18 protein-coding genes are annotated in these 22796 nt (G+C 67.4%); 4 read left to right on the forward strand and 14 right to left on the reverse strand.

What is annotated here, in order from left to right; translation table 11 throughout:
* Positions 1-41 precede the first annotated feature (41 nt).
* The 7 genes from GO488_RS02180 to GO488_RS02210 form a co-directional block, all read right to left on the reverse strand.
* Positions 42-1757: a glycoside hydrolase family 13 protein gene (locus GO488_RS02180; protein WP_162316166.1), complete on the reverse strand. Its 1716-nt coding sequence runs from the start codon at positions 1755-1757 to the stop codon at positions 42-44.
* A gap of 5 nt (positions 1758-1762) precedes the next feature.
* Positions 1763-3427, reverse strand: coding sequence for a glycoside hydrolase family 13 protein (locus tag GO488_RS02185; RefSeq protein WP_162316167.1), 1665 nt, complete (start codon positions 3425-3427; stop codon positions 1763-1765).
* A gap of 86 nt (positions 3428-3513) precedes the next feature.
* Positions 3514-4596, reverse strand: a complete 1083-nt coding sequence (locus tag GO488_RS02190; protein WP_162316168.1) for a M24 family metallopeptidase — start codon at positions 4594-4596, stop codon at positions 3514-3516.
* An 87-nt stretch (positions 4597-4683) separates the two neighbouring features.
* Positions 4684-5793: a Gfo/Idh/MocA family protein gene (locus GO488_RS02195; RefSeq protein WP_162316169.1), complete on the reverse strand. Its 1110-nt coding sequence runs from the start codon at positions 5791-5793 to the stop codon at positions 4684-4686.
* 175 nt (positions 5794-5968) lie between these two features.
* Positions 5969-6937, reverse strand: a complete 969-nt coding sequence (locus tag GO488_RS02200) for a sugar phosphate isomerase/epimerase family protein (protein WP_162316170.1) — start codon at positions 6935-6937, stop codon at positions 5969-5971.
* Between the two features lie 114 nt (positions 6938-7051).
* Complete coding sequence (locus tag GO488_RS02205) at positions 7052-7768, reverse strand: TIGR00266 family protein (protein WP_162316171.1); 717 nt, start codon at positions 7766-7768, stop codon at positions 7052-7054.
* A gap of 115 nt (positions 7769-7883) precedes the next feature.
* On the reverse strand, positions 7884-9374 hold the full coding sequence (locus tag GO488_RS02210; RefSeq protein ID WP_241692876.1) for a methyl-accepting chemotaxis protein: 1491 nt from the start codon (positions 9372-9374) through the stop codon (positions 7884-7886).
* Positions 9375-9478: 104 nt separating this feature from the next.
* Here GO488_RS02210 and GO488_RS02215 point away from each other — a divergent pair, with 104 nt between their 5' ends.
* The 4 genes from GO488_RS02215 (at position 9479) to GO488_RS02230 (ending at position 15516) form a co-directional block, all read left to right on the forward strand.
* Positions 9479-10681 carry an ABC transporter substrate-binding protein gene (locus tag GO488_RS02215; protein WP_162316172.1) on the forward strand — a complete coding sequence of 401 codons (1203 nt, stop codon included), beginning with the start codon at positions 9479-9481 and terminating at the stop codon, positions 10679-10681.
* A gap of 50 nt (positions 10682-10731) precedes the next feature.
* Positions 10732-11982, forward strand: coding sequence for a mandelate racemase/muconate lactonizing enzyme family protein (locus tag GO488_RS02220; protein WP_162316173.1), 1251 nt, complete (start codon positions 10732-10734; stop codon positions 11980-11982).
* Between the two features lie 192 nt (positions 11983-12174).
* Positions 12175-14943, forward strand: a complete 2769-nt coding sequence (locus GO488_RS02225; protein WP_162316174.1) for a GAF domain-containing protein — start codon at positions 12175-12177, stop codon at positions 14941-14943.
* 57 nt (positions 14944-15000) lie between these two features.
* Complete coding sequence (locus tag GO488_RS02230; RefSeq protein WP_162316175.1) at positions 15001-15516, forward strand: hypothetical protein; 516 nt, start codon at positions 15001-15003, stop codon at positions 15514-15516.
* Positions 15517-15536: 20 nt separating this feature from the next.
* Here the strand turns inward: GO488_RS02230 and GO488_RS02235 are convergent, their stop codons facing one another.
* The 7 genes from GO488_RS02235 to GO488_RS02265 form a co-directional block, all read right to left on the reverse strand.
* Positions 15537-17099: an AMP-binding protein gene (locus tag GO488_RS02235; RefSeq protein ID WP_162316176.1), complete on the reverse strand. Its 1563-nt coding sequence runs from the start codon at positions 17097-17099 to the stop codon at positions 15537-15539.
* Positions 17092-17895, reverse strand: a complete 804-nt coding sequence (locus tag GO488_RS02240; protein WP_162316177.1) for an alpha/beta fold hydrolase — start codon at positions 17893-17895, stop codon at positions 17092-17094. The genes GO488_RS02235 and GO488_RS02240 overlap by 8 nt, the downstream gene beginning before the upstream one ends.
* Before the next feature lie 75 nt (positions 17896-17970).
* The gene (locus GO488_RS02245; RefSeq protein ID WP_162316178.1) at positions 17971-18987 is read right to left on the reverse strand and encodes a 3-oxoacyl-ACP synthase; all 1017 of its coding nucleotides are present in this window, start codon (positions 18985-18987) and stop codon (positions 17971-17973) included.
* Positions 18984-20183 (reverse strand): branched-chain amino acid ABC transporter permease, encoded by a 1200-nt coding sequence (locus GO488_RS02250; RefSeq protein WP_162317515.1) that lies wholly within the window; start codon positions 20181-20183, stop codon positions 18984-18986. The genes GO488_RS02245 and GO488_RS02250 overlap by 4 nt, the downstream gene beginning before the upstream one ends.
* Positions 20184-20298: 115 nt before the next feature.
* Positions 20299-21288 (reverse strand): branched-chain amino acid ABC transporter permease, encoded by a 990-nt coding sequence (locus GO488_RS02255; RefSeq protein ID WP_162316179.1) that lies wholly within the window; start codon positions 21286-21288, stop codon positions 20299-20301.
* A complete protein-coding gene (locus GO488_RS02260; RefSeq protein WP_162316180.1) occupies positions 21285-21983 on the reverse strand; it encodes an ABC transporter ATP-binding protein in 699 nt (232 codons plus the stop codon). The genes GO488_RS02255 and GO488_RS02260 overlap by 4 nt, the downstream gene beginning before the upstream one ends.
* On the reverse strand, positions 21980-22795 hold the full coding sequence (locus GO488_RS02265) for an ABC transporter ATP-binding protein (RefSeq protein ID WP_162316181.1): 816 nt from the start codon (positions 22793-22795) through the stop codon (positions 21980-21982). The genes GO488_RS02260 and GO488_RS02265 overlap by 4 nt, the downstream gene beginning before the upstream one ends.
* Between the last annotated feature and the right edge of the window lies 1 nt (position 22796).

The following is a 22796-nucleotide window of genomic DNA, read 5'->3' on the forward strand; positions in this document are numbered from 1 at the left end:
TCGTAGCCGGACACTCGTCCGGTCGGAACAAAAAGGCACGCTCAACGAAGCTCGTAGACGCGGGCCTCGTACGGCGCGAGCGTGACCGTCGTCGGGTCGTCGTCGTCCCGGTCGTAGTTCGACAGCAGGAGCGACGCCGTCTCGAATTTGACCGGGACCTCGACGGTCTCCTCGTCGCCGAAGAAGTTGAGGACGACGAGCAGCCGTTCGGTCCCCTCGGCCGTACCGAGCGTTCGCGTGTAGACGTAGACCGACTCGTGGTCGGGCAGGAGGTCGCAGTAGTCCCCGTAGACCAGCGCGTCGTGGCTGTCCCGTAAGTCGAGGAGGTCCCGATAGTAGTTGAGGACGGAGTCGGGGTCGTCCTCGGCGTCGCCGACGTTGACCTCGTCGTAGTTCGGATTGACCTGAATCCACGGGTCGCCCTCCGTGAACCCGGCGTTCTCGGAGGGCTCCCACTGCATCGGCGTGCGGGCGTTGTCCCGGGACCGATAGGAGATGGTGTCCTGGATGTCGGTGTACTCGTCGTAGTCGTCGGTTTCCAGCAGCGCCTTCGCGTGGTTGATGGCGTCGACGTCCCGCATGTCGGCGATCGACGTCCACGGGGAGTTGGTCATCCCGAGTTCCTGTCCCTGATAGATGTAGGGCGTCCCCGAGAGCGTCAGCGAGAACGTCCCGAGCAGTTTCGCCGACTCCCGGCGGTAGTTGACCGGGTCGCCGTACCGGGAGACGACGCGCGGCTGGTCGTGGTTCTCCCAGTAGATGGCGTTCCACCCCTCCTCCGCCAGGCCGTTCTGCCAGCGGCTCGTGATCTCTTTCAGCTCCTCGAGGTCCCACTCCCCGATCGCCCAGCGCTGGTTCTCCGCGTAGTCGAGCTTGGTGTGCTGGAAGTGAAACGCCATGTCCAGCGGGCCGTCGGTACCCGTGTACGACTTCGCCTGCTCGACGCTCAGCTGGGGCATCTCGCCGACGGTCATCACGTCGTAGTTCGAGAGCACCTGCTCGTCCATCGCGTCCAGATACTCCGTTATCCGCGGGCCGTCGATGAAGTGCTCGGAGCCGACCCACTCGCTGTCCGGGTCGCCGTCGGGCAGCCCGTCGGCCTTCGAGAGCAGGTTGATGACGTCCATCCGGAAGCCGTCGATCCCCTTCTCCAGCCACCACTCGATGGTCTCGAAGACGTCCCGCCGAACCGCCTCGTTCTCCCAGTTGAGGTCCGGCTGGGAGGTGTCGTAGAGGTGGAGGTAGTACGCCTCCCGTTCCTCGTCGTAGGTCCACGCCGAGCCGCCGAAGAAAGACTGCCAGTTGTTCGGCGGGCCGTCGCCGTCGCCTTCCCGCCAGATGTAGTAGTCCTCGTACTCGGGGTCTCCCCGCCGGGACTTCTGGAACCACTCGTGGTCGACCGAGGTGTGGTTGACCACGAGGTCCATGACGAGTTTCATGTCGCGGGCGTGGATCTCCGAGAGCAGTTCCTCCCAGTCGTCCATGGTCCCGTACTCGTCGTCGATAGACTGGTAGTCGCTGATGTCGTAGCCGTTGTCCCGTTGGGGGGAGTCGTAGATCGGGTTGAGCCAGATGACGTCCGCACCCAGCGACGACACGTAGTCGAGGCGGTTGATGAGCCCCGGCAGGTCGCCGAAGCCGTCGCCGTCGCTGTCGGCGAAGCTCCGCGGGTAGATCTGGTAGACGACCGCCTCCTTCCACCACGCTCGCTCGTCGTCCGCTACTCCCCCGTTGGTTCGTGTTTCGTACGTTGTCATCTCTATCACTCCAGTTCGTAGACGCGGGCTTCGTACGGTCGCAGCGTCAGAACGCCGTCGGTCGTCGGGACCTCGTCGTAGTTAGCGACGACGACCTCGCCCGCTCGTTCCGCGTGGTCGAGCGTCGCCACCGTCTCGGTGTCGTCGAAGTTCAGGACGACGAGCACCTCGTCGGTGCCTTCGTCCGTCGTGAGCGTTCGACGGTAGGCCCATAACTCTTCGTGGTCCGGTATCAGGAGCTGATAATCGCCGTAGACGAGGACGTCGTTCTCGTCTCGGACGTCGACGAGGGTCCGGTAGTACTGCAGGATCGAGTCCTCGTCGCGCTCGGCCGCGGCGACGTTTATCTCATCGTGGTCGGGGTTGACCGCCAACCACGGTTCGCCGTCGGTGAAGCCGGCGTGCTCCGACTCGTCCCACTGCATCGGCGTGCGAGCGTTGTCGCGAGAGCGGGCGCGGACGATGTCCTGAACCTCCTCGAACGCGTCGATCTCGCCGGCCTCCATGGCCTCCTCGACCTTGCCGATCGACTGGAGGTCGTCGAGCTCGTCGAGGCTCGACCACGGGTAGTTGGTCATGCCGATCTCCTGGCCCTGATAGACGTAGGGCGTCCCCGAGAGCGTAAAGAGGAGCGTCGCCAGCAGCTTGCCCGACTGCCGTCGGTACTCGCCGTCGTCGGCGAACCGCGAGACGATGCGCGGCTGGTCGTGATTGGTGAGATACAGCGAGTTCCAGCCGTCGAGTTCGGTCTGCCAGTGGGACATGACCGCTTTCAGATCCGGCAGGTCCCACTCGGCGGGCGAGAGCCAGCGGTCGCCCACGTCGACGAACATGTGCTCGAAGTGAAACAGCATGTCCATCGGCCCCTCCGCGGAGACGTAGTCGCTCGCCGTCTCCACGTCGACGTCGACGCACTCGCCGACGGTCATCGTATCGTAGTTCTCGTAGGTCCGCTCGGCCATCTCCTCCAGATACGCCTGCGCGTTCGGCCCGTTGGCGAAGTGTTCGATGCCGGTCCAGTCCTGCTCGGGGTCGCCGTCCGGGAGACCCTCCGGCTTGGAGACGAGGTTGATGACGTCCATCCGAAAGCCGTCGATCCCCTTCTCCAGCCACCAGTTCATCATCTCGTAGACGTCCTCGCGCACCTCGGCGTTGTCCCAGTCTAAGTCCGCCTGCGTCCGGTCGAAGAGGTGGAGATACTGCTCGCCGACCTCCTCGTCGTGCTCCCACGCCGACCCGCCGAACCCGCTCTTCCAGTTGTTCGGGGGCCCCTCGCCGTCGCGCCAGTAGTAGTACCCGCGGTAGTCGTCCTCGTCCTCGCGCGACTTCCGGAACCACTCGTGGTCGGTCGAGGTGTGATTGACCACGAGGTCCATGACGAGGCGCATGTCGCGGTCGTGGACTTCCGCGAGGAGTTCCTCCCAGTCGTCCATGGTCCCGTACGCCTCGTGGATGGCCCGGTAGTCGCTGATGTCGTAGCCGTTGTCCGCCTGCGGCGACTCGTAGACCGGATTGAGCCAGATGACGTCCGCACCCAGCGACTCGACGTGGTCGAGGCGATCGATGACGCCCTGTAGGTCGCCGACACCGTCGCCGTCGCTATCGTTGAAACTCTTGGGGTAGATCTGGTAGACCACCGCCTCCTTCCACCAGGTGCGCTCTCGGTCCATAGTGCTGGCTAGTCTAATCCCCTACTTAAATCTGTGGCCTCTACAACAACGGGTGTTGTAAATGACATCCCGTACCAATGACCGGCTCAGCGAGAGAGCACGCCGTGGCGAGAGAGTTCGAGGTCGTAGCCGACGGCCGAGACGTCGCGAGTCGGCCACTCGCCCGTCTCTGAGAGCAGTTCGACACCCCCGCTCGTGACGAGATGGGTGTCCTCGCTCTTCGACCCCGCTATCGTCGGGTTGTAGGCGTATCCCTGTGGCACCGTCACGGGCGCGTCCCCGTCCGGCGTCGCGACCCACTCGCGGCCGGCGAACCCGGCCGCGCCGCCCTGGTGGTGGTTTCGCCACTCGCCGTCCCACCCGACGGCGTCGTAGGCGTCCCGAATCGCTTCGAACACGTCGGCGGCCGTGCCGCCGTCTTCGGCGACGGCTCGGGTCGCAGCGAGCGCCGTCGTCTCGACGCGCATCGCCTTCCGCGTCCGCTCTCCGAGCCACTCGGGCGGGTCGAACGCCACCGTCCGCGTACAGCTGGTGTGCAAGCCGTCGCGCTGGGCAGTCACCGACAGCAGCGCGTACTCGCCCAGCGGTTCGTCCTTCGGTGTGTAGTGGCGATACCGCTGGGCGCGCGCGGCGCTCCCGACCAACGCCACCGGCGACTCGACGCCGCGAGCGAATAACTCGTGACGCAGGTCGGCGGCGACGGCTCGTTCGGTGTCGTCGGGACTCGCTCCCCGCGCCACGGACTCTATCGCCGCGGCGGCGTCGGCGCTCAGGTCGCGGTACCGCTCGATCTGGCGGTCGGTCAGCGGCTGGCGGAGTTCGCTCGCGTCGACCGACGCGAAGTCGGCCACGTCGAAGTCGGCCGCGGCCGGCGTCGGACTCACCGACGCGACCGCCTCGGCCAGCGACGTCTCGTACCACTCGAACGTCTCGATCGTGACCCCCTCGTTGAGCTCCTCGTCCCGGAGCCGACTCGCCTCGATGTTGTTCGTCACGACGGTCACGCCCTCGCCGTCGTAGCCCGCCGCGGCGACTCCCATCGTGCCCTCTCGATCGACGACGCTGTCGCCGCCGCCGGTCAGCCACGCGAACCCGTTCGGCCCCGCGAACCACACCGCTCGCAGGTCGTTCTCAGCTAGATACGCATCGAGACGGCTAGTCAGTGACATACCGGCTCAAGCGAGGAGACGAGTGAAAAACCAATCGGCTGGCGACACGACTCGCCGTCGGTCGCGGCGTTCCGGGGCGACGGGGGGCTACTCGACGCCGACCCACTCGCGGCCGTCGTCGCTGCGCTCGACGGCGTCGAGCACGCGCTGGACGGCCAGCCCGTCGGCGAAACCGGGCTCGTACGCGCCGCCGTCGGCCACCGCCGAGAGGAACTCGTAGTTCTCGTGGACGAACGTGTGCTCCCAGCCGATGACGTGGCCCGGCGGCCACCAGTGGTCGAGATACGGGTCCTCGGGGTCGGTCATCAGGATCGTCTCGTACCCCCGGCCGTCCTCTCGCAGCAGTTCGAGCTCGTTCAGCCGTTCGAGCGAGAACCGCAGGCTCCCCTTCGTCCCCTCTATTTCGATGGTGTGGTTGTTCTTGTTGCCGTTGGCCATCCGCGTGGCCTCTAAGGTCCCCATCACGCCGTTCTCGAAGGCGACCTGCGCGGAGTAGGCGTCGTCCACCGTGACCGGTCGCGTTTCGTTTTCGTCCTCCAGCGGCCGCTCGTCCACGAACGTGCGCAGGTGGCCGCTCAGCTCCTCGATGTCGCCGACGAGGAACCGCGCGAGGTCGACGGTGTGCGCGCCGAGGTCGCCGAGCGCGCCGCTGCCGGCCATCTCCTCGTCGTTGCGCCACGACCACGGGGCCTCGGGGTCGGTCAGCCAGTCCTGCAGATACCGCCCGCGGAAGTGTCGGATCTCGCCGAGTTCGCCGCTCTCTAACAGTCGCTTCGCGTACTGGATAGCCGGGATGAACCGGTAGTTGAAGGCGATGCCCGCCGGTACATCCGTTCCGGCCGCGGCGTCGGCCATCCGCTCGGCGTCGTCGAGCGTCGGAGCCAGCGGCTTCTCGCAGAACACGGGGGTCCCGGCCTCCAGCGCGGCGATGGACGGTTCGGCGTGAACGTGGTTCGGCCCGAGGTTGTAGAAGACGTCGACCTCGTCGATCACGTCCCGCCAGTCGGTCGCCGTCCGCGCGAAGCCGAGGCTGTCGGCCGCCTCGGCGAGCGCCTCCTCGTCGCGGCCGACGACGACCTCGCGGTTGAGCTCGGGCGCGTCGTCGAAGAACATGGGCAGCCGCGCGAACGCGTTCGCGTGCGCCTTGCCCATGAAGCGATACCCCAGTACGCCGATGTCGAGTGGTTCTGTCGTCATGCGTTCATTTCCGATTTTGGACTGCGAGCGAACGGAGTGAGCGAGCAGCCTTTTTCGCCCACGTTTTTGGGCCGAGCGGTGCGCGCTGCGCACCCGAGGCCGAAAAAGGTGGCAGTACGCCGATGTCGAGTGGTTCGTCAGTCATTGATGTCTGCAGGTGCTGTCTCTCCGCGCGCTACTCCGCCCAGTACGCGTCGCCCGGCGTCGTCTCGAAGACCGCGCGGTCGAGCACGTCGACGGCCTTCTCCAGTCCCTCGCGGCCGCTGGTCAGCGAGTCCTCGTGTTCGATGGAGAGCGTGCCGTCGTAGCCCACCATCCGCAGGGTCGAGACGACGTCCTTCCAGTGAGCCTCGCCGTGGCCGTAGCCGATGGAGCGGAACAGCCACGAGCGGTCGGCCTCCTCGGTGTAGCCGGTCGTGTCGAGGACGCCCTTCTCGCGGGCGTTCTCCTCGTAGACCTTCGTGTCCTTGGCGTGGAAGTGATGGATGGCGTCCTCCTCGCCGAGCAGTCGAATGGCGGCGGTCACGTCGATACCCTGCCAGTACAGATGCGAGGGATCGAAGTTCGCGCCGATGCGCTCGTTGGTCGCCTCGCGGAGTTTCAGCATGCCGTGCGGTTCGTAGACGAGCATGTTCGGGTGCATCTCGATGGCGACGTCGACGCCGTGGTCGGCGGCGTAGTCGGCGATCTCCGACCAGTACTCCGTGGCCACCTCCCACTGGTAGTCGTGGGCGTCGGCGTGCTCGGTCGGCCACGGTGCGGTGATCCAGTTGGGCACCTCGTCGTTCGGGCCGCCGGCGGGCAGCCCCGAGAAGGTCGTGACCGCGTCGACGCCGAGCTGGTCGGCCAGTTCGATGGCCTCCCGCAGTTCCGTGTCGGCCTCGCTCGCTCGGTCGTCGTCGGGGTGGAGCGGGTTGTTGTGCGTCGCCAGCGCGCTCACCTCCATGTCGTGTTCGTCGAGCGAGTCTCGGAGTTCGGCTCGCGCGTCGTCGTCGTCGAGGTACTCCTCGCGTGGGAGGTGATCGTCGCCCGTGAACCCGCCGCAGCCGAGTTCGACGGCGTCGACGCCGATATCGTCCAGATACGAGAGCGCGTCTTCGAGGGACTGGTCGCCGAGCGGCACAGTCAGGACACCGACTTGCATGGGAGACACTGCGGAAATGAAGGTAATAAATCCTTGCCGAATACCGCCCGCGGTCGAATGGGTCCAGAACCGGACGACATCGCACCGCGGGGAGGCGATAGTCGCCGTCACCGCTCAGAAGAGGTCTTCGACGCCGACGCCGTCGTCGTTGTCGTCCCGGCCGCCGGAGGCGATGTCGGCGGCGATGGCCGAGGTGAAGGCGTCCATCCCGCGGGTCTGATACCACACCTTCCCCGGGCCGGTGAAGTCCATCACGACGCCCTCGCCGCTCAGGAGCGTCGACTTCAGGCCGCCGATGCGACGGGCGTCGAAGTCGGTGGTCCCCTCCCACGCGACGACGTGGTCGTTGTCGATCGTGTAGCGTTCGCCCTCGGCTAATTCGACGGTCTCCAGCCCGCCGAACGCCTCGACGAAGACGTGCCCGCTCCCTCTCAGCGCCAGCGGCGTGACGCCGACGCCCGACAGCATCGACTTCAGGCCGCCGAACTCGGATTCGATCTTCACCTCGGGCGAGGACGCCAGATAGGACCCGTCGACGGCGTACAGCGTGCCGTCGTCCATCTCGTGATGGTGGACGTCGCCGGGCGTCGGCGGCGCGAGCGTCACTTCTCCCCGCCCGCCCTCCGCGGTGAACGTGTTGGCGACGAGCGACTCGCCGCCCAGCATCGACTTCGCCGAACTGAGGATGCCGTCGTTGCTCTTCGACGTGGCGATGGCGACGTCGTCCGACATCGAGACCATCGCTTCCGGTTCGGCCTGTATCGACTCTCCGCTTTCGAGTGTTACCTTGACGAGCGTATACGCCGGTTGCTGTGTGAATTCGAAATCCATGTGTGTACCCCACTACCTCCAATACCCGTAACCACTCGGACATAATTAAGCATTCCTGTGAGACTAATTAGATGGGGGAATGGGAAAGAAGATGTCGAGAACGACCGGACTCCGCTCAGTCGTCGGTCTCGTATCGCTCGAACAGCGTCGTGAGCTGCTTCGCGCGCATGGTCAGCATCCGCGCGTTGACGTACATCTCGCCCAGCGCGAGGTTCTGCTCCTCGGCGATGGCGGCGACGTGTTCGGCCTCCTCGACGTTCTCGCGGGACGTCTCGGCCACGTCGTCGGCGATGGAGGCGACCTCTTCGCTACTGGCCGCCTGGTCGTCGGTAGCGTTGCTGATCTCCTTGACGCCGGAGCTGGTCCGCTGAACGTGTTCCATGATCGATTCGAGCGCTTCGAGGCCCTCGTCGACCGCCACCTGCCCGTCCTCGACAGAGTCCTGCATCTCCGTTATCTCCTCGACGGCGTCGTCAGTCTGGTCCTGGATGTCCTCGATGAGGTCCTCGATCTGGTCGGTAGCGCCCTTGGTCTCCTCGGCGAGGGTCTTCACCTCGTCGGCGACGACGCCGAAGCCGTTGTTCTCCGCGCCCGAGGAGGCGTGGGCGGCCTCGATAGAGGCGTTCAGCGCGAGGATGTTGGTCTGTTCGGCGATGTTGTCGATGAGGTCGACGATCTGGCCGACCTCCTCCATCCGGTCGTTCAGCGCCCGGACCGTCTCGACCACGTCGTCGGTCCGCTCGACCGTCGTCGCCATCGTCTCGTGTGCCTCCTGTCCGGCCTCGATCCCCTCGACCGTCCGGCGCTCGGTCTTGTCGGCCATCTCCGTGACCTCGTTCGAGGAGGCCGCGATCTCCTCGATGGTCGCGGACATCTCGGACATCTCGCTGCTGATGGTCGAGATCTGCCGGTGCTGTTCGTGGAAGACGTCGGCGATTCCCTGGACGGTCCCGGCGACGCTCTCGGAGGCCTCCTTGACGGCCTGGGTCGCCGCGGTCACCTGCTCCGAGGACCCGGCGACGTCGTCGGAGAACTCGCTCGCCGTCTCGATAGTCTGTTCGAACGCGGTCGCCATCTCGTTGAACTCCGCGGCGAGTTCGTTGAGCGAGGCCGACGGCGTCTCCTCGCTCATCCGCTGTCGGAGGTCGCCTTCGCCCGCCGCGTCGACCGTCGCACGGTACTCGGCGAGGTACTCCGAGAGTTCGTCCGACGAGAGGTCGTCTGCCGCCACGACGCCGCCGTCCGTCGTCGCCGTCGGTCGCTCCGGCCGCGACGGAGCGGCTACGGGCCGCTCGGCGAGTTCGGTTCGCGCGAATGCGGCGTCCGCGACGAGCGCGTCCCGCGTCGCTCGGGCCGATTCGAGTTCGTCGGTCAGCCGGTCAGTCTCCGTTTCGAGCGCCGCACGCTCGGTCTCCCCTTCCGCCAGCGTCTCACGGAGTCGCCGCACGGAGTAGAGAGCACCCGCCGCCGCGGCGACGAGCCCCGTCCCCGAGAGAACCGGTACCAATCCCGACGGAGCGAAGCCGACGACACCCACCTGATACAGGGCATGGAGGAACTGCCCCAGTACCGCCCCTGACATCCGTTCACTCACTGCCTCGTTCATACGATTCCATTTCGAGATGGGTTATATAAATCATCGTGCCCGGAGAATCATGTCTGAGAACGGGCGGGGTAGTTTCTTAACGGCGCGGTGGAGAGGGTACCGGTATGTCACGCTCTTCGTCGGCCCGCGGTGGGGCGGGAAGCGGTGTCGAGTTGCTGCATCGGCTGGTCGGTGGCGACGGCGGTGCGGCCCTCGACGCGCTCCTCGACGGATTCGAACGGCGACATCCCGACGTGTCTCTCGGCGACGTCACCGACGAGAACCTCAGTCTGGAAGTCAAGAGCCGCATCCTCAAGGAGAACCCGCCGGACGTGTGGATCGAGTGGCCCGGCAAGAACCTCAAGCCCTACGACGACGCCGGCGTCCTGGGCGACGTCTCGGCGGTCTGGGAATCAGGGACGATGGAGCGCAACTACCTCGAGGGGCCGAAGGAGGCCGCGCGCTTCGAGGGGACCTACCGCGCCGTGCCGATCAACATCCACCGCATCAACAACCTCTTTTACAACGTCTCGCAGGCGGAGGCCGTCGGCGTGGACCCGGCCAGTCTCGACAGTCCGCGTGCGCTCGCGGAGGAAATCGATCGAATCGGCGAAGAGACGGAACGCCTCGGAATGCTGTTCCCGATGAAGAACCCGTGGACGGTCCTGCAGATGTGGGAGACGGTGTTGCTCGGCGAGCACGGGCTCGATACGTACGTCGGCGTCACCGACGAGTCCGCGTCCGCACACCGCCGGGCGATCGCCGACGCGCTGGACATCGTCAAACGGTACGGCGAGGCGGCGCCCGAGGACAGGCTGTACACGTCGCTGACCGACGCGAACGCGCGGTTCACGCGGGGCGAATCGGTGTTCTTCCACCAGGGCGACTGGGCGGCCGGCGAGTACGCCGACGCCGACGGATTCGGCTATCGAGACGACTGGGACCACGTCCCGTTCCCCGGGACCGACGGCCTGTACGCGATGAACATGGACTCCGTCGTCTCCGCCGCGGAGACGGACAATCCCGAGGCCGTCTCGACGTTCCTCGGCTACGTCGGCTCCGCCGACGGGCAGAAGCGATTCAACCAGCGGAAGGGGTCGATACCGCCCCGTACGGACGTCGATACGAACGCGTTCACGCCGTTCTTACAGGACCAGCAGACGGCGTTCCAGCGCTCGCAGGCGCAACCGCTCTCGATCACGCACGGACTGGGCGTCCGTCCCGCACAGCTCATCGAACTGAAGACGGCGATGTCGACGTTCGTCTCGACGTGGGACGTCGAGGCAGTCGCGGACGACGTCGTGGCGGCGTTCGACACGCGGGCCTAATCGAGACGATTTCCTCTACACTTTTGTAACGGGCGTAGGAAGCCCCATCCATGGGACTGGCGAACGACGTAGACTACGCTGACTTGCACGACCCCAACGCCGAGTACACGATGCGAGAGCTCTCCTCGGAGACGATGGGCGTCACCGCGAAGCGCGGCGGCGGCCGCGACGTCGAGATCACCGACGTCCAGACGACGATGGTCGACGGGAACTTCCCGTGGACGCTCGTCCGCATCTACACCGACGCCGGCGTCGTGGGCACTGGGGAGGCCTACTGGGGAGCCGGCGTCCCGGAACTCATCGAGCGCATGAAGCCGTTCGTGGTGGGCGAGAACCCGCTCGACATCGACCGCCTCTACGAGCACCTCGTCCAGAAGATGTCCGGCGAGGGCAGCGTCGAGGGCGTCACCGTCACCGCGATCGCGGGCATCGAGGTCGCGCTGCACGACCTCGCCGGCAAGATCCTCGAAGTGCCGGCGTACCAGCTGCTGGGTGGGAAGTACCGCGACGAGATGCGCGTCTACTGCGACTGTCACACCGAGGAGGAGGCCGACGCCGACGCCTGCGCCGAGGAGGCCCGCCGCGTCGTCGACGAACTGGGTTATGATGCCCTGAAGTTCGACCTCGACGTTCCCTCGGGGCTGGAGAAGGACCGCGCGAACCGTCACCTCCGTCCGGGCGAGATCCGCCACAAGGCCGAGATCGTCGAGAAGGTCACCGAGGAGGTCAAAGACGAGGCCGACGTGGCCTTCGACTGCCACTGGACGTTCTCCGGCGGCTCCGGCAAGCGGCTGGCCGACGCCATCGAGGACTACGACGTCTGGTGGCTCGAAGACCCGGTTCCCCCGGAGAACCTCGAAGTGCAGGAGGAGGTCACGAAGTCCACGAACACGCCCATCACGGTCGGCGAGAACCGCTACCGCGTGACCGAGGAGCGCCGCCTCATCGAGAACCAGGCGGTCGACATCATCGCGCCCGACATGCCGAAGGTCGGCGGCATGCGCGAGACGCGGAAGGTCGCGGACGTGGCAAACCAGTACTACGTCCCGGTGGCGATGCACAACGTCTCCTCGCCGGTCGCCACGATGGCGAGCGCCCACGTCGGCGCGGCCGTCCCCAACTCCCTGGCCGTCGAGTACCACTCCTACGAACTCGGCTGGTGGGACGACCTCGTCGAGGAGACGGTCATCGAGGACGGCTACATCGAGATCCCCGAAGAGCCGGGCCTGGGCCTCACGCTCGACATGGACGCCGTCGAGGAGCACATGGTCGACGGCGACACCCTCTTCGACGAAGCGTAGTGAAACGACTCGTCGAACCCGCCGAGTTTCGCCCGGCGGTGTTCGATGGAGCGTAACCGGCCGAATTCGGGCTTTTTCCGGATTGTCGGATACAGCCCCGTCAGGCCTCGTTCGGTGGGTCGAGGCGACACGCGATTATCACGCGTTGTAACGCGACGGCAGATTCTTGTTGGCTCCAGAGAATGAACGTGCATGAGCGAGACGATCAGCGTCCTCCAGGTCGACGACGACCCGGCGTTCGTGGAGTTAGCGGCCGAGTTCCTCGAACGGGAGGACGACCGTCTCCGCGTCCGAACCGCGAGGTCCGCAGGTGAAGGACTGGCGGCGCTGGACGCGGAACCGGTAGACTGCATCGTCTCAGATTTCGAGATGCCGGAGACGAACGGACTGGAGCTGCTCGACGCCGTCCGCGAGGAGCATCCGGAGTTACCGTTCGTCCTGTTCACCGGGAAGGGGTCCGAAGAGGTCGCGAGCGAAGCGATCCGCCGGGGAGCGACCGATTACCTGCAGAAACAGAGCGGCACCGAACAGTACGCGCTGCTGGCCAACCGCGTCCGGAACGCCGTCGAGACGTATCGCTCGGCCCGGCATGCCGCCGAAGAGGAGCGCATCAGTACCGTCGTTCGAGAGGCCAACCGGGTGTTGGTGCGTGCCGGATCCTGTGCGGACATCGAGGCGCGGATCTGCGAACTCATCAGTCGCGCCGACCCGTACCAGTTCGCGTGGATCGGCCGTCTCGACGACGAGACGGACCGTATCGAGCCCAGCAGTTGGGCCGGCGGCGGGGGGTATCTCGACGATATCACGGTCACGGCCGACGAGACCGATACCGGGCTGGGCCCGGCCGGGACCGCGCTCCGCGAACAGCGATTCGCCGCCACGCAGGACGTGAAATCGGACTCCGAGTTCACGCCGTGGCGCGAGGCCGCCCTGGAGTACGGCTTCCGTTCGGTCGCCGGGATTCCGCTGACCTACGATTCGGAGCGCCACGGCGTCCTCGTCGTCTACGCCGATCGACCGCGCGCCTTCGACGAGACCGAAGCGCAACTGCTCACCGAACTCGGCGACGACATCGCCCACGCGCTACACGCCCAACGGGTCCGGACCGACCTCGAACGGACGACGGTACGCCTCGAAGGGCTCTTCGAGAACTCGCCGGACATGATAAATCTCCACGACGGGGACGGCACTATCGTCGACGCGAATCCGATGCTCTGTGAGAAGCTCGGGTACTCGGTCGGCGAACTAGTCGGCACTAAGATCTGGGAGATCGACGACCAGATCACCCCCGAGGAGGCCCGCGAACTCTGGTCCAGTCTGGCCCCCGGAGAGCGCCACGAACTGCAGAGCGAGTTTCGACGGTGCGACGGCTCGACGTTCCCCGTCGAAGTCCACCTGCGCCGTCTCCGTGACGAGGGCGACGACCGTTTTCTCGTCACCAGCCACGACGTCTCCGACCAGCGAGAGCGCCAACAGCAGTTGGAGGCGCGGTCGACCGCCATCGAGTCGGCGACGGACGGGATGGCGATCTTAGACGAGGACGAGGGGTACACCTTCGTCAACCAGGCCCACGCCGACGTGTACGGCTACGACTCGCCCGAGGCGTTCTACGGCGAAAACTGGCGAATGTGTTACGGGAGAGCGGAGGCCGAACGCTTCGAGCGCGAGGTCATGCCGATACTGGCCGCCGACGGGGAGTGGATCGGGAAGGCGACCGGCAGACGGCGGAGCGGTGAGACGTTCATGCAGGAGATCTCGCTGACCCAGCTCGACGACGGTGCGATCATCTGCGTCGTTCGAGATATCAGCGAGCGAGAGGCCCACCGAAAGCGCCTCGAACAGCTACAGCGTCGGACGCAGGCGCTGATGACGACCCAATCAGTCGAGGAGACGGCGGCCGTCGCCGTCGACGTCGCGGACGACGTGCTCGGCGCGGAACTCAGCGGGTTTCACGAGTCGAGTGAAGACGGGCGACGGCTGACGTTAGTCGCGCAGACCGACGGCCACGGCTCGACGTTCGAGTCGTCCCACGCGTACGAACGCGACAGCGACGACCCGGTCGATTCGGTCGTCTGGGAGGCCTTCGATCGGGGGACGCCGTACTACGTGGACGACTGCGCCGAACACGAGCGGTTGGCCGGGAACACCCCGGCCGGCAGCGTGATTATCTGTCCGATCGCAGACCACGGCGTGTTCGTCGTCTCGGCCGCGGAGCCGAACGCGTTCGACGAGACGGATCACACGCTCGCCGACATCCTGGCCTCGACGTTCACGGCGGCGCTTCAGCGGGTGGACCGCGAGTCGCTCCTGCGCGAACGGGAGCGCGAACTGACGAGGCAGAACGAGCGGCTGGCGGAGTTCGCGAACGTCGTGAGTCACGACCTGCGGAACCCGCTCAGCGTCCTCGAAGGCTCGCTGGAACTGGCTGAGGAGACGGGCGATCCCGAACACTTCGAACGGAGCCGGCAGGCACTCTCACGCATGGAGCAGCTCATTGACGACGTCCTCGCGCTCGCCCGACAGGGCGGGGACGTAGACGAGCTCGACGCGGTCGAGGTCGAGACGATAGCCGAGGCGTGCTGGCGAAACGTGGCGACCGGCGAGGCGTCGCTCCGCGTCGAACGCGGGGGCAGTATCCGGGCCAGCGAGAGCCGGTTCAAACAGCTCGTCGAGAACCTGTTCAGGAACTCGGTCGAACACAGTGACCGACCCGTCACCGTAACGGTCGGCGTCCTCGACGGCGGACGGGGGTTCTACGTCGAGGACGACGGCGACGGCATCCCCCCGGCGGAGCGCGAACGGGTCTTCGAGAGCGGCTATTCGAACGCCTCGGGCGGGACCGGGTTCGGCCTCGCGATCGTCCAGCGCATCGTCGCGGCCCACGGCTGGGAGATCGCCATCGAAGAGAGCGACGCGGGCGGCGCGCGCTTCGAGGTGACCGGCGTCGAACCGGTCGAGTAGCGCCGGCGCTCGCGGAGCTCCGATAGCCACATGTCTCAGCCCACCCAACGTCGACGCGTGTCGATCGCCGCCCTGAACTCGCTCTCCAACCTGCTGGTCACTATCGCCGTCGGCCCGGGGATCGTCACCCACGAGTACGCCCACTACGCCGCCTGTAAACTGACCGGCGTCGCCGTGCTCGGGCTACCGGCGATGCGACCGACGGCCGACGACGCCGTGCTGGAACACGAGTCGGTGTCGGCGTTCGGCCCGGACTTCGCCATCGCCGTCGCCCCGTTCGTCGCGAACTCCCTGTTCGCGCTCGCCTGTTTCGCCGCGGCGAGCGCCGTCATCGGACCGCTGGGCTGGCTCTGCCTGTGGCTCGGCGTCGCCTTCGGGTTCACGTCGTTTCCGAGCGACGCCGACACGGAGACGCTCTTTGCGACCGCCGCTGAACTGCCCCGGACTACCCGCCCGGTCGGCTACCTGCTCGCCGCGCCGGTCAGGGCCGCGTCGTGGTCGGTACTGCTGGCCGGGGTGCTGACGTTCGGCTGGACGAGCGTGCTGTTCGCGGCCGGGAGCGGGATGACGTAGAACGCAGTCCGACCGATGCGCTACTCCCCGAACCGCTCGGTGACGGCCTCGCGGTCTATCTTGTCCGGACCGCTGGTCGGCATCGACTCGACGAACGCGAGATGTTGTGGGTGTTTGAACCGGGCGAGTCGGCCGTCGAGGAACGCCCGGAGGTCGTCGAGCGAGAGCGACTCCGCGCCGGGAGCGAGTTCGACGACGGCCTTTCCGACCTGTCCCCACCGCTCGTCGGGGACCGGAACGACCACGACCTCCGAGACGGCGTCGTGGCCGGCGATGGCGTCCTCGACTTCCGCGGGGTAGACGTTCTCCCCGCCGCTGACGAACATGTGCTTCTTGCGGCCCTCGATGTGGAAGTAGCCGTCCTCGTCCACGCGCGCGAGGTCGCCGGTGGCGACCCACCCGCCGCCGAAGGTGGCCTCGGTCTCCTCGGGGTTGTCGAGGTAGCCGGCGGCGGCGTGGGGCGAGCGGAGTTCGAGTTCGCCGACCGCGCCCTGTTGGACTTCCTCTCCTCCCTCCACGACTCGCGCATCGACGTGCATCGCCGGGACGCCGACGGCGTCGGCTCGCTCGCGGGGCCACCCCTCCGGCATGGCGAAGTTGTTCGGGCCGCACTCGGTGAGGCCGTACCCCTGTGAGAGCTCCACGTCGCGGTCCCACCACGCCTCCATCACGGACTGGCGACAGGGGCCGCCGCCGGACTTGGCGAAGCGAAGCGTCGAGAGGTCCGTGGTCTCCCACTCGTCGTGGTCGGTCATCATCCGCAACACGGCGGGGACTGCGACCAGGACCGACCCGCCTTCGTCCTCGATGACGCGCAGGAGGTCGCCGGGGTCGAACTCGCGGGCGACGACGACGGTCCCGCCCATGTGCCAGAGCGGGACCGTGAGGACGTTCCAGCCGCCGGTGTGGAACATCGGGAACACCATCGGCGTCACGTCGTCGTCGCGCAGCCCCCACGCCGTGATGGTGTTCACGGAGTTCCAGACGATCCCGTGATGGGTGACGACCGTCTCCTTCGGCGTCCCCGTCGACCCGCCGGTGTGCAGCAGGAGATGCGGGTCCTCGGGCGAGAGCGCCGCCGTCTCGACGGGCGAGGCGTCCTCGGGGAGCGCGTCGGCGTAGGTCGATATTTCTCCCCTCTCTTCGCTCGAACCAGCCGCCTCGACGGCCAGCAGCGTCGTATCGAGGTCGTCCGTCTCGTCCAGCGCTTCCCGCACGTCGGCGAGGAAGGGCGTCTCGACCACGAGCAAGCCGGGGTCGACGCGTTCGAGCAGTTCGCTCAGTTCCGGCGGCGCGAGGCGGTGGGAGAGTGGCGCGAGGACGCCGCCGGTCTTGCCCGTGGCGAAGAAACAGTCCACGACGGCCGGGCGGTTGCGCGAGACGACGGCGACGCGTCCGCCGTCGGCGACGCCGTGCTCGCGCAGCAGTCGCGCCGTCCGGTTCGCCCGCCGGTCCAACTCGGCGTAGGTGAATCGGTCGCCGGTCGTCGCGTCCACGAGGCCCTCCCGGTCGGGCGTCAGCGAGGCCCGCTTCTCGCTCCACGCGCCGACCCACGCCTGCGGTCCCGCGGCGAACTCAGACATCCTCTAAGAACTCCGTGAGCAGCCGGTTCACCTCGTCGCGGCGCTCGACGAAGAGGAGATGGGGCGCGCCGTCGAGGGAGACGAACTCCGCGTCGGGCAGGTCGCCGGCGAGCCGCTCTCCGTTCTGTATCGGGACGACGCGGTCGGCGGTGCCGTGGAGGACGAGCGCCGGCACCCGAATCTCGTCGAGGCGGTCGTGCACGTCGAAACCCTCGACGGCAGCCCCCTGCCACTGGCGGGCCTGGTCGCTGGCGTCGCTGTCGAGCCGCCAGTCGACGATCCGTTCGAGGAGGTCCTCGTTCTCCTCGGCGAACTCGTCGGTCAGCGCCGGGGCCATCTTGTAGCGGATCGCCTCCCGCTCGTCCATGTCGCCCGGGTCGCCGTACATCCGCTGGACTGTCGTCTCTGGGGTCGGCACCTCCTCGGGACCGCCGGGAGAGGTACACATGAGCGTCAGCGACGCTACTCGATCGTCGTCGAGCGCGAACTGCATGGCGATCATCCCGCCCATGCTCGCGCCGACGACGTGGGCCGACTCCACGCCCGCGTCGTCTAGGACCGCCGCGAGGTCGCCGGCCATCTGTTCGATGGTGTAGGGGCCCTCGGGCTCGCTCGATTCGCCGGTCCCGCGGTTGTCCCACAGAATCGTGTCGTAGTCGTCGGCGACGGCGCGGCGCTGCCACCGCCACATCCAGCGGCCGTAGCCCAATCCCTCGACGAAGACGACCGTCTCGGCGTCGGCGGGTCCCTCGCGTTCGTAGGCGAGGCGGACGCCGTCGTTGCGTGCGTCTGGCATGGACTACCCTACTCTCGGAACGCCCTTCAAGGGGGGCGTTACCATGTGAACGTCCGGGTGAACTGACCGGTGCGGCTACGCCGTCCCCCACTCCAGTACCGACGCGGCCCACGTGTAGCCGGTCCCGGCCGCAAGACAGAGAACCACGTCGTCGGGCGCTAACTCCTCTCTGACCGCGTCGAGCGCGAGCCCCTGGTCGCAGCTCTGGACGTGGCCGTACTCGTCGAGGTAGAACTGGTCGTCGGCACCGAGGCCGAAGTCCTCGCAGAGGATCTCGTGGAACGACCGCTTCATGTGGGTGATGGCGGCGAAGTCCACGCTCTCGCGGTCGTAGCCGGAGCGAGAGAGCGCGTCGTCGGCCACCTCCCGGAAGTTCGGCAGGCTGACCTCGCCGAGCCGGCGCTTCATCCGTTTGTGGTCGGGGACGCGAAGGGTGTGCTCGCCGTTGGCCACCGTGTCGTGGCTCGGCGGCCGACGGGTGCCGCCCGCGGGCATGATCACGTCCTCGCTGAAACTGCCGTCGGTCAGGGAGGCGCTCGCGCGGACGCGGGCCACAGCGCGGTCGGGCGCGTCGGCCTCTAAGACCAGCGCCGTCGCGCCGCTCCCGAAGTTGAACATGAAGGAGGTGTCGGGGTCGTCGTAGTCCACGAGGTCCTCCTCGCGGCTGGCGGCGACGAGGAGGATTCTATCGAGGCCCGCGTCCGTTTCGAGGAGGGCCTTCGCCTCCCGCAGTGCGACGGGGAGGCCGGCACAGAGCGCGTAGCTCTCGGTGGCCGACGCGCCGTCCGCGCCGAGGGTGTCGGCGACGGCCGCGGCGGCGTTCCAGACGACGTAGTCCTTGAACTCGCTGCCGTGGTAGCGGACGGCGTCGAGTTCGTCGGGGCGGAGGGCAGCGTCAGCGAGGGCGTCCTCGGCGGCGGCGACGCACATCTCCGCGGGGTGGTCCTCGTCGGGCGGGCAGACGTGCTTCCGCTCGACGCCCATCTTCTCGACGACCACCTCCTCGGGGATGCCGGTCCGTTCGGCGATGTCCGCGCCGGTGAGCACCACGTCGGGGAGGTAGGTGCCCAGCCCGGTGACGTGGACGGTCACTGCTCGTCACCTCCGGCGTCGTCGGACGGGGGGTCGGGGCTCGGATCGCCGAACGCGTTGGCCGAGACCACCGCGAGCTTGCCGCCGGCCCGCTGGCGGATCGTCCCCAGCAGGCCGTCGGGCACGTAGAGGACGAACAGGACGAAGACGAGGCCGACGTAGAGGGCGGCGTGGCCGTTCAGCAGCGTGTCGATGAGCCCGCCGAAGGTCATGTCGCCGACGACGGGCGTCCCGAGCGTCTCCTCGCCCAGGAGCGCGCGGAGGTACGGGAGGAGACCGCCGCCCTGCCCCGAGGTCGAGAGGAACTCCCGGATCGTCTCGTCGAACAGGCGGCCGAACAGCGGCCCGGCGAGGGTGCCGAAGCCGCCGATGATGCTCGCCAGCAGGGCGTCGCCGGTCGTCAGGAAGTAGAAGGCGTTCTCCGGACTCGCCGAGCGGCGGAAGCCCGCGAACAGGCCGCCGGCGACGCCGGCGAAGAAGCCGCTGATGGCGAACGCCGCCAGTTTGTACCGGTAGGTGTCGTAGCCGATGGCGACGGCGCGCTCCTCGTTCTCGCGGATGGCGAGCATCACCTGTCCGAACGGCGAGTGGAGGATGCGCTGCATGGCGAAGTAACAGACCAGCACCACCAGGCCGACCATGTAGTAGGAGACGGCGGTGCTGCCGAGCGTCTGGCCCAGCAGCGACACCTCGTCGCCGGTGAGGATGCCGATCGCGAGGTTCAGCTGGTCGACGCCCGGAACGCCGATCTCGAACCCGGCGGAGTGGGCTGACCCGACGGAGGGGCCGTCACGCGGGTTCGTCGCCACGTAGTCCCACCCGCGGACGAAGACGTACACCACCTGCGCGAACCCGAGCGTTATCATGGCGAAGTAGACGCCCGAGAGGCGGAAGGAGACGAGGCCGACGAGGACGGCCAGTACCACGGCGAGCAGGCCCGCGACGAGCAGCGACGCCATGAACGGCGTCCCCGACCCGAACAGGGGGACTGCGCCGTTGGCGATTAGGATGACCGTGTACGCGCCGGTGCCGTAGAACGCGGCGTGGCCGAACGAGAGGTAGCCCGTGTAGCCGCTGATGAAGTCGAAGGACATGGCGAACAGGCCGAAGTACAGCACCGAGGTCATCGTCTCGACGGTGGGCAGCAGCATCGTGGCCTCGTAGCTCACCGCGGAGTTGACGAGGAAGTGATAGATGGAGGGATAGACCAGCAGCGCGAGGACGACCGCCAGATGCGGGACGTGCGCTCGGAGGTAGTCTACCGGCCAGTCGGTCCCAGTCGCGGCGGCGGACTGGGTCTCGGTGTCGGTGCTAATGGCCGCCCACCCCCTCGACGCCGAAGAGGCCCTGCGGCCGGACGATGAGCGTCACGACCAGCACGAGGAACAGGACCAGTTCCGGCAGGCCGGTGAAGGTGACGTAGTTCTGGAACCACCACGTCATCACCGAGTCGGTCATCCCGACGACGAGCGAGGCGGCGACGGTGCCCCGGAACGTCCCCAGGCCGCCGACGATGACGACGATGAACGCCGGCAGCAGCGTCTCGGCCGCCAGCGGGACGCTCGCGCCCCACGAGACGTCCCACATCAGGAGCGTCCCCGCCGCGCCCGCGAGGCCGACCCCGAGGGCGAAGACGACGGTGAACACGCGCCGCACGTCGATGCCGAGCGCCGAGGCCATCTCGGCGTCCTCGCTCCCGGCCCGGATGTAGAGGCCGTAGCGCGTCCGCGTGAGGAAGCCCCAGATGAGCGCGACGGTGAGCAGGCCGAGCAGTATCTCGAAGACGGCCAGCCACCGCACGTCGATGGGGCCGAGCGCGGCCGGCTGGCGCAGGAACTGGGGCTTCGTCGCCAGCGCCGCGTTCCAGTCCGACAGCGGCTGCATCCCGTAGATGCCCAGCACGATGCGGACGATCTCGTCGATGACGAGCGTCAGCCCGAACGTCAGCAGGATCTGGTAGATGGGCGGCCTGTCGTACAGCGGTCGGATGACCTGCGTCTCGATGGCTCCGCCCAGCAGCGTGAGCGCGCCGAAGACGGCGACGATGGCGACGAAGAACAGCGCGAGGCGACCGACTGTCCCGGTCGCCTGCGTGACGGTCAGGACCATGACGAGCCCGCCCAGATATGCGCCGACCATCGTCAGCGACCCGTGCGCGAAGTTCAGCACGCCCATCAGCCCGAAGATGAGCGTCAGCCCGCTGGCTATCATGACGTACAGCGCCGACTTCGCCAGCCCTTCGACGAAGACGCTTCCCAGCTCCGAGAGCGTGAGGAAGTCCGCGAGCGCTTCGAGTATCACGCCGATAGATACCTCCTGAAGCGCTCGTCGTCGGCCGACACCGCGTCGGTGTCGCCGTCGTCGACGACCCGGCCGTTGTCCACGATGTAGAACCGGTCGGCGAGGTCTAACGCCAGCGGGAGGTTCTGTTCGACCAGCAAGACGGTGGTGTCCTCGGCGGCGCGGGCGAGCGCCTCGCCCACGTCGGCGACGATCTGCGGGGCCAGCCCCTCGCTCGGCTCGTCCACGAGCAACAGGTCGTTCTCGCCGACGAGGCCGCGGGCGATGGCGAGCATCTGCTGTTGGCCGCCCGAGAGGGTGCCGGCCTCCTGCTTGCGTCGCTCTTCGAGGATGGGGAACGACTCGAAGGCCAGTCCCAGCCCCTCCCGAACGCCGTCGGCGTCGGGGATGGCCGCCCGCAGGTTCTCCTCGACGGTCAACTGCGAGAAGATGCGCCGGTCCTCGGGGATCCACCCGAGGCCGCGGCGGGCGACCTCGTGGGTTTCGAGGCCCACGAGCGAATCGCCGCGGAACCGAATATCGCCCTCCCGCGGCGGCGTCAACTGGAGGATGGAGCGCAGCGTCGTCGTCTTGCCGACGCCGTTGCGGCCCACGAGCGCGACGACTTCGCCCGCCGAGACGGAGAGGTCCACGCCCTCGAGGATGTGACTGTCGCCATAGTAGGCGTGGACGCCGTCGAGTTCGAGGAGGGTCACGCGACGCCTCCCGAGTCGGTCGATTCGTCGTCCGTCGCGTCGCCGGTCGCCTCGTCCAGCGTGCCGGGTTCGTAGCCGCCCAGATACGCCGACTGCACGTCCGGGTTCGCCCGCACGTCCTCGGGCGGGCCGTCGGCGATGACCGCGCCCTGATGGAGGACGACGACGCGGTCGGAGACGTCCATCACGATGTCCATGTTGTGTTCGACCAGGAGGACCGCGTGGTCGTCGGCGACGTCTCGGATGAGGTCGCGCACCTCGTCGACGCTCTCGGAGGAGACGCCCGCGTTCGGTTCGTCAAGCAGGAGCACCGACGGGTCGCCGGCCAGCGCGATGGCGACTTCGAGCTTCCGCTTGGCCCCGTGGCTGAGCGTGCTCGCCGGGTCCTCGGCTCTGTCGGCCAGTCCGACCCGCTCGAGCTTCGCGTACGCCCGCTCGGTGTACCCCTCGAAGTGGTCGACGTTGCGCCAGACGGTCAGCGAGTCGTCGCCGGCGGCCTGCTCGGCCACGCGGACGTTCTCCAGGACCGTGCGCTCGGGGAAGACGTTCGTCACCTGATACGAGCGGTGGACGCCCCGCTGGGCCGTCTCGTGGGGCGAGGCGTCGGTGATGTCCTCCCAGTCGTCGCCGTGGCGCAGCGAGACAGTCCCGTCTGTCGGTTCTAACACCCCGGTCAGGAGGTTGAAGAACGTCGTCTTCCCGGCCCCGTTGGGACCGATGAGCGAGCAGAGTTCGGTCCCCAGTTCGAAGTCGACGCTGTCGACGGCCGTCAGCCCGCCGAAGTCCTTGGTCAGGCCCCGCGTTCTGAGCATG

It is taken from the genome of Haloarcula limicola, from assembly GCF_010119205.1.
GTDB lineage: Archaea > Halobacteriota > Halobacteria > Halobacteriales > Haloarculaceae > Haloarcula > Haloarcula limicola.

What these genes read in the sequence shown, in the direction of transcription:
- GO488_RS02180 (WP_162316166.1), bottom strand. Translation starts at nt 1,757, where the DNA reads ATGACAACGTACGAAACACGAACCAACGGGGGAGTAGCGGACGACGAG.
- GO488_RS02185 (WP_162316167.1), bottom strand. Translation starts at nt 3,427, where the DNA reads ATGGACCGAGAGCGCACCTGGTGGAAGGAGGCGGTGGTCTACCAGATC.
- GO488_RS02190 (WP_162316168.1), bottom strand. Translation starts at nt 4,596, where the DNA reads ATGTCACTGACTAGCCGTCTCGATGCGTATCTAGCTGAGAACGACCTG.
- GO488_RS02195 (WP_162316169.1), bottom strand. Translation starts at nt 5,793, where the DNA reads ATGACGACAGAACCACTCGACATCGGCGTACTGGGGTATCGCTTCATG.
- GO488_RS02200 (WP_162316170.1), bottom strand. Translation starts at nt 6,937, where the DNA reads ATGCAAGTCGGTGTCCTGACTGTGCCGCTCGGCGACCAGTCCCTCGAA.
- GO488_RS02205 (WP_162316171.1), bottom strand. Translation starts at nt 7,768, where the DNA reads ATGGATTTCGAATTCACACAGCAACCGGCGTATACGCTCGTCAAGGTA.
- GO488_RS02210 (WP_241692876.1), bottom strand. Translation starts at nt 9,374, where the DNA reads ATGAACGAGGCAGTGAGTGAACGGATGTCAGGGGCGGTACTGGGGCAG.
- GO488_RS02215 (WP_162316172.1), top strand. Translation starts at nt 9,479, where the DNA reads ATGTCACGCTCTTCGTCGGCCCGCGGTGGGGCGGGAAGCGGTGTCGAG.
- GO488_RS02220 (WP_162316173.1), top strand. Translation starts at nt 10,732, where the DNA reads ATGGGACTGGCGAACGACGTAGACTACGCTGACTTGCACGACCCCAAC.
- GO488_RS02225 (WP_162316174.1), top strand. Translation starts at nt 12,175, where the DNA reads ATGAGCGAGACGATCAGCGTCCTCCAGGTCGACGACGACCCGGCGTTC.
- GO488_RS02235 (WP_162316176.1), bottom strand. Translation starts at nt 17,099, where the DNA reads ATGTCTGAGTTCGCCGCGGGACCGCAGGCGTGGGTCGGCGCGTGGAGC.
- GO488_RS02240 (WP_162316177.1), bottom strand. Translation starts at nt 17,895, where the DNA reads ATGCCAGACGCACGCAACGACGGCGTCCGCCTCGCCTACGAACGCGAG.
- GO488_RS02265 (WP_162316181.1), bottom strand. Translation starts at nt 22,795, where the DNA reads ATGCTCAGAACGCGGGGCCTGACCAAGGACTTCGGCGGGCTGACGGCC.